The organism is Stenotrophomonas sp. GL_101 (assembly GCF_057835675.1).
Genome location: NZ_CM174432.1, coordinates 895660 through 908958 on the forward strand (window position 1 = coordinate 895660; position 13299 = coordinate 908958).

General features: G+C 65.8%; 10 protein-coding genes. 6 read left to right on the forward strand and 4 right to left on the reverse strand.

The window, feature by feature from the left end:
• Positions 1–11: 11 nt before the first annotated feature.
• From rpsD to AC3IR9_RS04090, 4 genes are all read left to right on the forward strand, one after another.
• Positions 12–641, forward strand: a complete 630-nt coding sequence (gene rpsD, locus AC3IR9_RS04075) for a 30S ribosomal protein S4 (RefSeq protein WP_019186164.1) — start codon at positions 12–14, stop codon at positions 639–641.
• A gap of 55 nt (positions 642–696) precedes the next feature.
• Positions 697–1695 (forward strand): DNA-directed RNA polymerase subunit alpha, encoded by a 999-nt coding sequence (locus tag AC3IR9_RS04080; protein ID WP_489294205.1) that lies wholly within the window; start codon positions 697–699, stop codon positions 1693–1695.
• 201 nt (positions 1696–1896) lie between these two features.
• Entirely contained in the window at positions 1897–2283 is a 387-nt protein-coding gene (gene rplQ, locus AC3IR9_RS04085) for a 50S ribosomal protein L17 (RefSeq protein WP_121042892.1), read from the forward strand.
• A gap of 720 nt (positions 2284–3003) precedes the next feature.
• The gene (locus AC3IR9_RS04090) at positions 3004–3510 is read left to right on the forward strand and encodes a disulfide bond formation protein B (protein WP_489294206.1); all 507 of its coding nucleotides are present in this window, start codon (positions 3004–3006) and stop codon (positions 3508–3510) included.
• A gap of 385 nt (positions 3511–3895) precedes the next feature.
• Here the strand turns inward: AC3IR9_RS04090 and AC3IR9_RS04095 are convergent, their stop codons facing one another.
• On the reverse strand, positions 3896–6022 hold the full coding sequence (locus AC3IR9_RS04095; protein WP_489294207.1) for a TonB-dependent receptor: 2127 nt from the start codon (positions 6020–6022) through the stop codon (positions 3896–3898).
• A gap of 216 nt (positions 6023–6238) precedes the next feature.
• Here AC3IR9_RS04095 and AC3IR9_RS04100 point away from each other — a divergent pair, with 216 nt between their 5' ends.
• Both AC3IR9_RS04100 and AC3IR9_RS04105 read left to right on the forward strand, forming a co-directional pair.
• On the forward strand, positions 6239–7630 hold the full coding sequence (locus AC3IR9_RS04100) for a class II 3-deoxy-7-phosphoheptulonate synthase (protein ID WP_489294209.1): 1392 nt from the start codon (positions 6239–6241) through the stop codon (positions 7628–7630).
• Between the two features lie 133 nt (positions 7631–7763).
• Positions 7764–8891: a mechanosensitive ion channel family protein gene (locus AC3IR9_RS04105; RefSeq protein WP_489295699.1), complete on the forward strand. Its 1128-nt coding sequence runs from the start codon at positions 7764–7766 to the stop codon at positions 8889–8891.
• Between the two features lie 126 nt (positions 8892–9017).
• Here the strand turns inward: AC3IR9_RS04105 and AC3IR9_RS04110 are convergent, their stop codons facing one another.
• The 3 genes from AC3IR9_RS04110 to typA are packed head-to-tail and all read right to left on the reverse strand — an operon-like array spanning position 9018 to position 13046.
• Positions 9018–10643 carry an amidase gene (locus tag AC3IR9_RS04110; RefSeq protein ID WP_489294210.1) on the reverse strand — a complete coding sequence of 542 codons (1626 nt, stop codon included), beginning with the start codon at positions 10641–10643 and terminating at the stop codon, positions 9018–9020.
• 56 nt (positions 10644–10699) lie between these two features.
• The gene (locus AC3IR9_RS04115; protein WP_489294211.1) at positions 10700–11185 is read right to left on the reverse strand and encodes a DUF2127 domain-containing protein; all 486 of its coding nucleotides are present in this window, start codon (positions 11183–11185) and stop codon (positions 10700–10702) included.
• 13 nt (positions 11186–11198) lie between these two features.
• On the reverse strand, positions 11199–13046 hold the full coding sequence (gene typA / locus AC3IR9_RS04120; protein ID WP_489294212.1) for a translational GTPase TypA: 1848 nt from the start codon (positions 13044–13046) through the stop codon (positions 11199–11201).
• Between the last annotated feature and the right edge of the window lie 253 nt (positions 13047–13299).

The following is a 13299-nucleotide window of genomic DNA, read 5'->3' on the forward strand; positions in this document are numbered from 1 at the left end:
AGCGATAAGAAATGGCTCGTTATATCGGTCCTACCTGTAAGCTCGCCCGCCGCGAAGGCGCCGACCTTTCCCTCAAGAGCCCGGCGCGCGCGCTGGACTCCAAGTGCAAGCTGGAGCAGAAGCCCGGCCAGCACGGCGCCACTGCCCGTAAGGGCAAGCTGTCCGACTACGCTACCCAGCTGCGTGAAAAGCAGAAGGTCAAGCGTATCTACGGTCTGCTGGAGCGTCAGTTCCGCAACTACTACAAGAAGGCCTCGACCAAGAAGGGCAACACCGGCGAGAACCTGCTGCAGTTGCTGGAAACCCGTCTTGACAACGTCGTTTACCGCATGGGCTTCGCAGTGACCCGTCCGGCTGCTCGTCAGCTGGTCTCGCACCGCGGTGTCACGGTCAACGGCAAGTCGGTGAACCTGGCTTCGTACCAGGTCAAGGCTGGCGACGCCGTCGCTCTGTCCGAGAAGGCTGCCAAGCAGCTGCGCGTTCAGGAAGCCCTGACCGTGTCTGCCACGCACGACCTGCGTCCGTCGTGGGTTGAAGTGGATTCCGGCAAGTTCGCCGGCATCTTCAAGGCCGTGCCGGATCGTTCGGACCTGCCTGCGGATATCAACGAAGCGCTGATCGTCGAGTTGTATTCGAAGTAATTCACATTGGAGAATCCCCGGCGACGGCCGGGGATTCACTAGGAGAACCCGCAACATGACGGTTACCGCCAACCAGGTTCTGCGTCCTCGTGGTCCGCAGATCGAACGCCTTACCGATACCCGCGCCAAGGTCGTTATCGAACCCTTGGAGCGTGGTTACGGACATACGCTGGGCAATGCCCTGCGTCGCGTGCTGCTGTCGTCCATCCCGGGCTTCGCCATCACGGAAGTTGAGATCGACGGCGTACTGCACGAGTACACCACGCTGGAAGGCTTGCAGGAGGACGTGCTTGAAGTCCTGCTCAACCTGAAGGACGTGGCCATCCGGATGCACACTGGCGACAACGCGACGCTGTCGCTGTCCAAGCAGGGTCCGGGTGTCGTGACCGCTGCCGATATCAAGCTTGATCACAACGTCGAAGTTCTGAACAACGACCATATCATCTGCCACCTCACCAAGGATGTGGCGATCAATATGCGTTTGAAGATCGAACGTGGTTTCGGCTACCAGCCGGCGGCCGCGCGTCGTCGTCCGGATGAAGAAACCCGTGCCATCGGTCGTCTGGTTCTGGACGCGTCGTTCTCGCCGGTCCGTCGCGTCGCCTATTCGGTGGAAGCGGCCCGCGTTGAACAGCGTACCGATCTGGACAAGCTGGTGCTGGACATCGAAACCAACGGCACGATCGATGCCGAGGAAGCCGTGCGTACTGCCGCGGATATCCTCAGCGATCAGCTGTCGGTCTTCGGTGACTTCACCCACCGCGATCGCGGTGCTGCCAAGCCGGCCAACAACGGCGTGGATCCGGTGCTGCTGCGCCCGATCGACGATCTGGAATTGACCGTCCGCTCGGCCAACTGCCTGAAGGCAGAGAGCATCTATTACATCGGCGATCTGATCCAGAAGACCGAAGTGGAGCTGCTCAAGACCCCGAACCTCGGCAAGAAGTCGCTGACCGAGATCAAGGAAGTCCTCGCACAGCGCGGCCTTTCGCTTGGCATGAAGCTGGAGAACTGGCCGCCGGCCGGTGTCGCCCAGCACGGCATGCTCGGCTGATCCAGCGCGACGCAAGATGCTTGACCCCGCACCTTCGGGTGCGGGGGCTTTACCCGCAAGATCTCGCACCGACAGGCCGATAGCCTGCGGTGACGGTCGGCCAGGAGGGCCGGCATCGGACCAACCGCAGTCCAAGCAGCAACGCCAGGATGGCGACAGCGATACCCAACCGATTCAACATTCAATCAAGGAAATACTCCCATGCGTCACATGAAGTCCGGCCGCAAGTTCAACCGCACCAGCGCCCACCGCGAAGCAATGTTCAAGAACATGGCGGCGTCGCTGTTCAAGCACGAGCTGATCAAGACCACGCTGCCGAAGGCCAAGGAACTGCGCCGCGTCGCTGAGCCGCTGATCACCCTGGCCAAGGTTGATTCGGTTGCCAATCGTCGTCTGGCCTTTGCCCGTCTGCGCGACAACGAAGCTGTAGGTAACCTGTTCACCACCCTGGGCCCGCGTTACGCGAGCCGTCCGGGCGGCTACCTGCGTCTGCTGAAGTGCGGTTTCCGCGCTGGCGACAACGCTCCGATGGCCTACGTCGAACTGGTCGACCGTCCGGCTGCCGTGGCTGAAGCCGTCGAAGAATAATCGACGCGTAACACCCCGTAATTCGGTGAAGAACCCGGCCCAGTGCCGGGTTTTTCCGTTTCTGGGGGCGGTTGAGGCTACGTCCAAAGCCAAAGCGGCGGCCTGTGATCTCTGGGGGCGAGGGCATGGGTGAGTCCGCGGGACACGCTGCAAGTACCCCTCCGGGGCCCGGCCACGCCGCATGGCGGCGCGGCGTTCAGTCGTGCGCGAGGCAGTGCCTCGCAAGCGCACGCCTTCACCCATGTAAGCTCCGGCGCCGCATCCATGCGGCTCAGGGTCCCGCACACTCACCCATGCCCTCGCTCGACAGTTGGCTGGTACGCCGGCTTAAGGCCGCTGCGACTGCGACGGCAACGTCCAATTCAAGTTCAAGCGCACCTTCCCCCTTTCACTCCATGGGGAGGGTGAAGCTACAGCCATGGTTGCAGTCGTCAGCGCCGGCGGATGGAGCGTCGACTAGGTGGCTGCTTCGGCCATCCGGGTGCATGACAATTCTGGGCGAGCGGGGCCTGGCGCCGCTCGCCTGTCCAGGATCAATGACTAGCCGCGCTGCCTTTGCAGTTGTAGTTGCTCTTGCATCTGGCACGAGGTCAGGCGCGATACGGCGGATAAGCACAACGCGCTGTCTGGTCCACCGGGCCGATAGCCGGTAGCCGCGCACGGACCGGGCCGCGTGGTGGCCTGCTAATCTTGCTGCCTGGACTTTGACGAGTGTTGGCAATGAATCCACTGCGCTGGAATTACCGCGCCCAGTTCCTGCTGGGGTTTTTGATCTGTGCCGGGCTGCTGGGCTATGCGATCTTCCTGCAGCTCAAGATGGGGCTGGAACCGTGCCCGTTGTGCATCTTCCAGCGCATTGCGTTTGCTGCGCTGGGGCTGCTGTTCCTGATCGGCGCGCTGCATGGGCCGCGCGAGCCGGCCGGGCGCAAGACCTATGGCGTGCTCGCGCTGCTCGCCGCCGCGGTGGGCATCTATATCGCCGGCCGCCACGTCTATGTGCAGCTGCTGCCCAAGGATATGGGCTCCAGCTGCGGCCCGCCGCTGGCCTTCCTCAGTGAAACCATGGGCCCGCTGGAAGTGTTCCGCACCGTGCTGACCGGCACCGGCGACTGCGGCAACATCGACTGGCAGTTCCTCGGGCTGACCATGCCGATGTGGAGCCTGGTGTGGTTCGTGCTGCTGGCCGGCTGGGCGTTGTTTGCGTCGTTCCGCCGCATCAAGCGCTGATCGACCCGACGCGCACCACGGTCGGCTCTACCGTGTGGTTCCAATTCAGCGCCAGATGTTCAACCCGCCCATGTAGAGCCGACCGTTGGTCGGCTGCCTTTGAGGCCCCGGGGATCTGATGCAAGCCGACCAACGGTCGGCTCTACCGTGTGGTTCCAATTCAACGCCAGATGTTCCGCCCGCCCGCGTAGAGCCGACCGTTGGTCGGCTGCTTTTGAGGCCCCGGGGATCTGATGCAAGCCGACCAACGGTCGGCTCTACCGTGTGGTTCCAATTCAACGCCAGATGTTCCGCCCGCCCATGTAGAGCCGACCGTTGGTCGGCTGCTTTTGAGGCCCCGGGGATCTGCAGCAAGCCGACCAACGGTCGGCTCTACCGGGAGGCTTCAGAAATCCTGCTGCAGGCTCAGGTACGCGCCGCGGCGCGGGCCCCATTGCGGGGCGAACACGCCGATGCCGCCGCCGTCGCGTAGCTGGTAGCTGCGGTCCAGGGCGTTGACCAGCGCTACCTGTGCATGCAGCGGATGGCCGCTGTCGGCGTTGAAGTCATGCGCCGCGCTGAGATTGACCTGTAGGTAGGACGGCAGCTCGCCGCCGTTGGGCACGCCCTCGATGTCCGAGCGCAGCCCGCTGCCGAACACGTAGTTGGCCCCCACCCGGTTGTGCCCGGCGAAGGCATAGCTGATGCCGCCCGACGACGTCAGCTTCTGGTCGTGGTCCAGGTGGATCCAGTTGTCCTGCACGTAGGCCAGGGCCTCGGGGTCCAGGTTGTACTGGCCGGTGATCACCTGCTTACCCATCGCTTTGTTGTAGGCGGCGTTGACGTACGCGCTGAGGGGACCGTTGCTGTAGTCCGCGCTGAATTCCACCCCACGGATATGCCCGTAACGGTAGTTGAACGTGGAGTAGATGTAGGCCGCGCCGAACTGGCCCTCGTCCTGCAGGCGGTCCACCCGACGGTCGTACGCATCCAGGCCCACGGTGAGGTGCGGGCCGAACTGCTGCGACACGCCCACGTCGAGGTAGTCGCTGCGCTCGGACAGCGGTGTGTTGTTGCCCGTACCCGGCTGCTGGTTGGTGGTGCCGTCGTAACGGGCGATGTCGCTGCTGGCTACCAGTTCGCTGGCCGGTGGGGTGAAGTAGCGGGAGTAACCTGCGTGCACGGTGGTGCTGTCGCTGGCGTTCCAGACCACGCCCAGGCGCGGGCTGAGCTGGCCTTCGCTGCTGCCGAAGGCGGTGTAGCGATCACCGCGCAGGCCGTAGTTGAGCGTCCAGTCATCGCCGATCCGCCACTCGTCCTGTACATACAGCGCCGTGGTGCTGGCGTGGAACGCGCCGGCATCACCGATCACGATCGGCGTGGTGCTGGCCTGCTGGCCGTCGGCGTCCACCGGGAACACCCACGCCGTGCTGCCCGAGCGGGCCTGTTCGTTGTTGCTGTAGACGCCGTAGCGCAACGTGTGGTCCTGGCCCAGCGGCGTGGAAAAGTCGGCCTGCAGCGTGCTGGCGCGATTGCTGCGCTCGACCTGTGAGGCGACGCCGTTGAAGACCAGGTCGCCGGCGATGTCCGGGTTGAAGGCCAGGTCGCTGTAGCGCTGGCCGGCCGATACTTGATAGGCGGTCTCGCCGAGGGTGCCCTGCAGTACCAGCATGCCAAAGCGGGTGGATTCGTTCTGGGTTTCGTCCAGCCGCGAGGAATCCAGGCCGGTGGTATCCAGGTAGCCGAACTGGGGTTGCTGGCCGGGGTTGGTCGGAATCTGGAAGCGGTTGTTGGCGAAACCGGCGAACACGCTCAGGCGCGTGCTGTCGTTGACCAGGTAGGTCAGGTCGGCGAATGCCTTGCCCTGGTGGGTGTCGTCGTGGCTGGGCCGACGCGAGGCGGTAGGGTTCTCCAGGCCGACCGCGTTCTGGTCGTAGTTGCCGGTGAGATACCAGCTCCAGCGGCCCTGGTTGCCCCACCAGGAGGCGTTGGGATTGACCTTGCCGAACGACCCGGTGGTGATCCCGGCGCTGCCACCGTTGCCGAGCTCGGCGCCGCTGCGGGTGGTGATGTCGACCACTGCCGCGGTGCGCTCGCCGAACTGGGCCGGCAGTGCGCCGTCCATCAGCCGGATGCTCTTGATGGTGCGGGCGTCCAGGGTCTGGCCGAAGCCGGAGATCGACTCGGGCAGCAGCACCCCATTCAAGCGGTACTGCAGGTTGGCGTGGTCGCCACGCACGTGCACGCCGCCGTAGCTGTCCTGGACCACGCCGGGCGCCTGCAGCAGCACCTGGCTGAGCGGGGCGGAGGCGCCCAGGGGCTGCTTCTGGATGTCTTCGGCGGTGATCTGGTACTGGCTGCTGCCGATATCCGGCGACAGCGCATTGCGCGCCTGGTCGAGCTGGGCGCTGACGGTGACCGCGTCCAGGTCGGTGACGGCAGGGGTAGCGGTGGCCGGCGCGGCGGCCAGTGCAGGCAGGCTGGCGAAGGCCAGGGCGGTGAGGATGCCGGTAGCAAGCAGGGAAGGCTTCATAGGGATGTCTTGAGGGCTGGGCAAGGGGAGGGGCCGGCCTGGCAAGTGTTACTCCGTAACAAATCATGCGCCTGTCCCGGGGCCGATGGACGTGCCGGTCGTGGCCGCTCGCGCAGGTTGTTTTCCAGCGTTCAGCCAACGCCGATCCGGACCCGGCCCTTTGCGGCGGGGGCCGGCTCTGCGACCATGATCGGCCCCCACCCCCGGAAGTCTGCGATGAGCCCGTCCGTCCCGCCTGTAGCCGATCCTGTCGCGACCGCTGTCGATACCGCCTGGTCGCCGGAGAGCTGGCGCGGCAAGACCGCCCTGCAGATGCCGACCTACCCCGATCCGCTGGCGCTGGATGCGGCCCTGCACGAACTCAAGCGGCTGCCGCCGCTGGTGACGTCCTGGGAAATCCTGGCCCTCAAACAGCAATTGGCCGATGCGCAGGAGGGCAGGCGCTTCCTGCTGCAGGGCGGCGACTGCGCCGAGAACTTCAGCGACTGCGAATCCACCACCATCTCCAACCGGCTCAAGGTACTGCTGCAGATGAGCCTGGTGATGGTGCACGGCATGCGCAAACCGGTGATCCGCGTGGGCCGCTTTGCCGGCCAGTACGCCAAGCCGCGCTCGGCCGATACCGAAACCCGCGATGGGATCACGCTGCCGAGCTATCGGGGCGATGTGATCAACGCACCGGAGTTCACCGAGGCCGCGCGCCTGCCGGACCCGAAGCGGATGCTGCAGGCACACGCGCATTCGGCGATGACCATGAACTTCGTGCGCGCGCTGATCGATGGCGGCTTCGCCGATCTGCACCACCCCGAGTACTGGAACCTGGACTGGGTGCAGCATTCGCCGCTGGCGGCCGATTACCAGAAGATGGTCGGCTCGATCGGCGATGCGGTGCACTTCATGGAAACCCTGGCCGGGGCGCGGGTGCACAACCTCAACCGGATCGATTTCTACACCTCGCACGAAGCGCTGCTGCTGCCCTACGAGCAGGCGCTGACCCGCCAGGTACCGCGCCAGCACGGCTGGTTGAACCTGAGCACGCATTACCCGTGGATCGGCATGCGTACGGCGGCCCTGGAGGGGGCGCACGTGGAATACCTGCGTGGCGTGCGCAACCCGATCGCGATCAAAGTGGGGCCGTCGGTGCAACCGGACCAGTTGCTGCGCCTGATCGACGTGCTCAACCCGGATGACGAGCCCGGCCGCCTGAGCTTCATCCATCGCATGGGTGCGGCGCAGATCGCCGAGAAGCTGCCGCCGCTGCTGGAGGCGGTCAAGCGCGATGGGCGGCGCGTGCTGTGGGTATGCGATGCGATGCACGGCAACACCGAGAGCACCAGCAACGGCTACAAGACGCGTCGCTTCGACAACGTGCGCGGCGAGGTGGAGCTGTCCTTCGACCTGCACGCTGCCGCCGGTACGCGGCTGGGCGGCGTGCACCTGGAGTTGACCGGCGAGGACGTGACCGAATGCACCGGTGGTGCGCGAGAGCTGACCGAGCGCGATCTTGAGCGTGCGTATCGTTCGTCGGTGGATCCGCGTCTGAACTACGACCAGTCGCTGGAGATCGCCATGGCGATCGTGCGCAAGCAGCAGCACTACGCGGGCTAGGTTGCATCGCAGCCACGCACGGCGTGGCTGTAGCGGTCGTCCACACGCGGCTTACATTCGGCTGACGTGCCGGTCATGGCCACGCTGGCACCCTGCGCTCTTACCTTGAAGATCGCAGGAGTGTGCCGTGACCGTGGACGGACAACATGCGGCGTTGTATCTGTGGCCGATCGGCATCGCGCTGGCCGTGGGCGTGTGCGGGTGGTGGCTGCTGATGGCGTTGACCCGCCGGCTCAAGGGCCGTGACTACCGACGTGCGCGCATCGCGCGGGTGATCAGCCGGCCGCTGGCCTTCGCACTGCCCATGCTGGTCTTGATTCCCGCGCTTGAGGCGACGCCGCTGGCCGGCCACTGGCTGGACCAGTCGCTGCGGCTGCTGCACATCGGGCTGACCGCCTGCGTCATCTGGTTGCTGGTGCGTGCTGTGGCTGCCGGCGAGCAGGCGATCCTGCGCGATCATCCGATGGAGGTGGCCGACAACCTCGACGCGCGGCGCGTCCAGACCCAGACCCGCGTGCTCAGTCGGGTGCTGATGGGCGCGATCATCCTGGTCGGCGTGTCGTTGATCCTGCTGACCTTCCCGATGGTGCGCCAGATCGGCACCGCGTTGCTGGCCTCGGCCGGCATCATCGGCCTGGTGGCGGGCATTGCGGCCAAACCGGTGTTCGGCAACCTGATTGCCGGCCTGCAGATTGCCGTGACCCAGCCGATCCGGCTCGACGATGTGGTGATCGTGGAGGGCGAATGGGGCCGGGTGGAGGAGATCAACAGCAGCTATGTGGTGGTGCGGGTGTGGGATGAGCGGCGGATGGTGGTGCCCTTGACCTGGTTCATCGAACATCCCTTCCAGAACTGGACCCGGCGCAGCGCCGACCTGCTGGGCACCGCGTTCCTGTGGCTGGACTACCGCGCCCCCATTGCCGCGCTGCGCGCCGAGCTGGTGCGCATCTGCAAGGGCGAAGCATTGTGGGATGGCCGGGTCTGCGTGACCCAGGTGACCGAAACCACCGACCACTCCGTGCAGGTGCGCCTGCTGGTCAGTGCGCGCAACTCCGGCGACGCCTTCGACCTGCGCTGCATCGTGCGCGAACGCATGCTGGATTTCCTGGCCCGCGAGCATCCGCAGGCACTGCCGCGCACCCGCGCCGAGCTGTTGCAGCAGCCGGACCCCAGCCTGCGCGGCCGGCGCTCGCAACCGGCCGAGGAGGTGCGTTCGCCCGGCGCCGAAGACGGGGCGCCGGCGGAGGTGCCTGAGCGGTAGGCGCCGACAACAACGGTAGGAGCCGACCGTTGGTCGGCTCGCGCGGTCACCGGCCATGCATCCGCATCTCACGCGTCCCGCACGACCAACGGTCGTGCGCTACCGGTGACGGCCATGCGCTACCGGTTACGGTGGGCTGGTATGCGGCAGCAGCAGATGGGTGCCGAAGCGCGGCGGGCGCCGCGCGCGGGTGCGTTGCTCGTAGGCGTAGGCCAGCTCGATCAGGCGCGGTTCGCTCCAGGCGGTGCCCATGAACAGCAGCCCCAGCGGCAGGCCGTTCACGTGCGCCATCGGCACGCTCAGGCTCGGGTAACCGGCGACGGCGGCGGCACTGTAGCTGCCGCCGGGGAATTCATCGTGGCCACCGGCGCGGATCGGCCAGGCAACCCCGGTGGTCGGCGCGATCAGCGCATCCAGTTGCTGCCCGCGCAGGGCGGCATCGATGCCTTCGGGGCCGGCCAGGCGGCGTGCGGCGCTGCGTGCGGCGATGTAGGCCGGGTTGCCCAGGCCGGGGCTGCTGGCAGCGGTCTCCATCAGGTCCTGGCCAAACGGCAGCAGCTCGGTGTCGGCGTGGTCGCGGTTCCAGGCAATCACCTGGTCGATGTCGCGGACCGGCGCGTTGTAGGTGGTCAGGTAGCGTTGCAGCCCCGCCTTGAATTCATGCAGCAGCACGATGCGTTCGGCGTCTTCCCACTGGCCGTCGGTGGGAAGCTGCACCGGCACCACGATGGCGCCGGCTTCGCGCAGGACGTCGATGGCGTGCTGCAGCGCCGGTGCAATGCCGGGGAGGGTATCCAGCGGGCTCTGCAGCACGCCGATGCGCGCGCCACGCAGGCCGTCCGGGTTGAGGCGCAGGGTGTAGTCGTACACGGCGCGCCCGGGCATGGTGGCGGTGGCCGGGTCGGCATCGTCGCGGCCGGCCATGGCGGTCAGCATCGCGGCGGCATCGGCGACGCTGCGGGTCATCGGCCCGGCGGTGTCCTGGCTGAAGGAGATCGGGATGATGCCTTCGCGGCTGACCAGCCCGACGGTCGGCTTGAGCCCGACCACGCCATTGATCGCGGCCGGGCAGACGATGCTGCCGTCGGTCTCGGTCCCCACGGCGGCCGCGGCCAGGTTGGCCGACACCGCCACCGCGCTGCCGCTGCTGGACCCGCACGGGGTGTGGCTGAGCCGGTAAGGGTTGCGCGTCTGTCCGCCGCGCGCGCTCCAACCGGACACCGACTGGCTGGAACGGAAGTTGGCCCATTCGCTGAGGTTGGTCTTGCCCAGGATCACCGCACCGGCGGCACGCAGGCGGGTGACCAGGAACGCATCGTCGGGACGGAACTTGGCCAGCGCCAGCGAGCCGGCGCTGTTGCTCATCGGGCGCGCGCCGATGTTGTCCTTGAGCAGCACCGGCACGCCATGCAGGGGGCCGCGCAGTTGCCCGTGCTGGCGTTCGGCGTCCAGCGCCGCGGCGTCCTTGAGCGCATCGGGATTGAGTTCGATCACCGCGTTCAGGCGTGGCCCGGTGCGGTCCACGCGCGCGATCCGGTCCAGGTAGGCGCGGGTCAGGGTGACGCTGTCCAGCGCACCAGCAGCCATCTGCGCCTGCAGATCGGCGATGTCGGTCTCGGCGTAGGCGAACGGGGTATCCAGCGGGATCACTGCCGGCGCCGCACGTGCCTGGCTGGCATGCGCGGGGGCGGGGGCGGGCGCACAGCCGGACAGTCCGACCAGCACCAGCATCGATGTCAGCGGCAGACGCATCAGGGTGTCCCGGAAACCGGCGCTCAGGCTAACCAGCCGGAGCCACGCTTGGCAACTCAGGGCGCAGCGGCAGGGTGGGGATGGCGCTTGCGGATATCGCGGGCGAGCACGCCGACCACGACCAGGTTGATCACCAGCACCGACCACGAGGCCCAGCCAGGGTGGCGGATGATGGCGTAGATATCGAACGGCAGGTAGATGCCGGCAGTGACGCAGCCCAGCCAGGAAGCCCAGGCCTTGGCGCGCCAGAGGCCCCAGGCCTCGAAAAGGTGCAGTACCCCGTAGGCGACCATGGCCACAGCGGCCAGGTGCACGGCATCGGGACTGATCATGTTGAGCAGCGAGGGCAGGGTGCCGTGATCCGGGTCCAGGCTGAAACGCCGGATCAGGGCATTGACCCAATCGCGTAGCGGCTGCGGACCGAGTATTTCCAGTCCGGTCGCCGCCAACAGCGCCAGTGCCGCCTTGCTGGCTTCCAGCAAGGCGATCACATGGAGACCCGGATGCCTGTGCGGATCCGGGTTGTAGGGCTTGTCGGTCACGACAACGATCCGATCAGCCGCCGCGCGAAGACTTCTTGCGGTCGCTTTCGGTCAGGCCCTTCTTGCGCAGACGGATTTCCTTCGGGGTGATTTCCACCAGCTCGTCGTCTTCGATGAAGTCCAGGGCCTGCTCCAGCGAGTACTTGATCGCCGGGGTCAGCTGGATCGCATCGTCCTTGCCCGAAGCGCGCATGTTGGTCAGCGGCTTGGTCTTGATCGCGTTGACGGTCAGGTCGTTGTCCTTGGAGTGGATACCGATCAGCTGGCCTTCGTACACGTTGTCGCCTTCAGCGGCGAACAGCTTGCCGCGTTCCTGCAGCGGCCCCAGGGAGTACGCCGGGGTGGCACCCGGGGCATTGGCGATCATCACGCCGTTCTGGCGCTTGGCGATGGAGCCCTGTTCCTTCGGACCGTAATGGTCGAACACGTGGAACAGCAGGCCCGAACCCTGGGTCAGGGTCTTGAACTCGTTCTGGAAACCGATCAGGCCACGGGCCGGGATCTGGTATTCCAGGCGCACGCGGCCCTTGCCGTCCGGCTCCATGTTGGTCAGCTGGCCCTTGCGGGTTCCCAGCTTCTCCATCACGCCGCCCTGGTGGATCTCTTCCACATCGACCACCAGCTGTTCGATCGGCTCCATGGCCTGGCCGTCGATCTGCTTGATGATGACTTCCGGGCGCGACACGGCCAGCTCGTAGCCTTCACGACGCATGTTTTCGATCAGCACCGACAGATGCAGTTCGCCACGGCCGGAGACCAGGAACTTGTCGGCGTCTTCCAGCTGCTCGACCTTCAGGGCCACGTTGTGCACCTGCTCGCGGTCCAGTCGGTCCTTGATCTGGCGGCTGGTCAGGAACTTGCCGCCGGACATGTCCTTGTTGCCGGCGAAGGGCGAGTTGTTGACCTGGAAGGTCATCGAGATCATCGGTTCATCGACCGTCAGCGGCTCCAGCGCTTCCGGCGTATCCGGGTGGCACAGGGTGTCGGAGATGGTCAGCTCGGAAATACCGGAGATGGCGACGATGTCACCGGCCTCGGCGGTATCCTGCTCGATCCGCTCCAGGCCCAGGAAACCCAGCACCTGCGCGACCTTGCCGTTGCGCTTCTTGCCTTCACGATTGATCACCGCGACCTGCATGCCCTTCTTCAGGGTGCCACGCTGGATGCGACCGATGCCGATCACGCCGACGAAATTGTTGAAATCCAGCTGGCTGATGCGCATCTGGAACGGGCCTTCCGGATCCACTTCCGGCTTCGGCGCGTGCTGCATGATCGCTTCGTACAGCGGGGTCATGTCGCCGTCGCGCACGCTGTCTTCCAGGCCGGCATAGCCGTTCAGGGCCGAGGCGTAGACGATCGGGAAGTCGAGCTGCTCATTGGTGGCGCCGAGCTTGTCGAACAGGTCGAAGACCTGGTCGATCACCCACTCCGGACGCGAGCCCGGGCGGTCGACCTTGTTGACCACCACGATCGGCTTGAAGCCCATCGCGAAAGCCTTCTGGGTGACGAAGCGGGTCTGCGGCATCGGGCCGTCCATCGCATCGACGAGGATCAGCACGGTGTCCACCATCGACAGCACGCGCTCCACTTCGCCGCCGAAGTCGGCGTGTCCGGGGGTGTCGACGATGTTGATCCGGTTCTTGATACCGGTCTTCTTGTCTTCCCAGGTGATGGCCGTGTTCTTGGCCAGGATGGTGATGCCGCGTTCCTTTTCCTGGTCATTGCTGTCCATCACGCGCTCGGCGAGCACGGTGCGCTCGGAGAGGGTGCCGGACTGCTTGAGCAGCTGGTCGACGAGGGTGGTCTTACCGTGGTCGACGTGGGCGACGATGGCGATGTTGCGAAGATTTTCGATAGACATGCGAAAGGGGGCCAGTCGGCGCCGGATTTGGAAAAAGAAGTCCAACATTATACGGCCTGGATGACCAAACGCGAAAACCGCGCTTCAGACCGCGCCGGGCACCCATTCAGGTAGTGCCGGCCAGCGGCCGGCATTACCGGGTGTCCTCGGGATATTCAGGAAAGCGTTTCCGTGCCGGTGCGGAGGTGCCCGGCGCGTGGCGACGCGTTTTTCCAACGGGCGCCCGATGGTCAAGGGGCGCGGTGTATCCTAT

Excerpts from the sequence above, each read along its gene's own strand:
- AC3IR9_RS04090 (WP_489294206.1), top strand. The coding sequence starts at position 3,004 with ATGAATCCACTGCGCTGGAATTACCGCGCCCAGTTCCTGCTGGGGTTT.
- AC3IR9_RS04080 (WP_489294205.1), top strand. The coding sequence starts at position 697 with ATGACGGTTACCGCCAACCAGGTTCTGCGTCCTCGTGGTCCGCAGATC.
- AC3IR9_RS04100 (WP_489294209.1), top strand. The coding sequence starts at position 6,239 with ATGAGCCCGTCCGTCCCGCCTGTAGCCGATCCTGTCGCGACCGCTGTC.
- rpsD (WP_019186164.1), top strand. The coding sequence starts at position 12 with ATGGCTCGTTATATCGGTCCTACCTGTAAGCTCGCCCGCCGCGAAGGC.
- typA (WP_489294212.1), bottom strand. The coding sequence starts at position 13,046 with ATGTCTATCGAAAATCTTCGCAACATCGCCATCGTCGCCCACGTCGAC.
- AC3IR9_RS04095 (WP_489294207.1), bottom strand. The coding sequence starts at position 6,022 with ATGAAGCCTTCCCTGCTTGCTACCGGCATCCTCACCGCCCTGGCCTTC.
- AC3IR9_RS04110 (WP_489294210.1), bottom strand. The coding sequence starts at position 10,643 with ATGCGTCTGCCGCTGACATCGATGCTGGTGCTGGTCGGACTGTCCGGC.
- rplQ (WP_121042892.1), top strand. The coding sequence starts at position 1,897 with ATGCGTCACATGAAGTCCGGCCGCAAGTTCAACCGCACCAGCGCCCAC.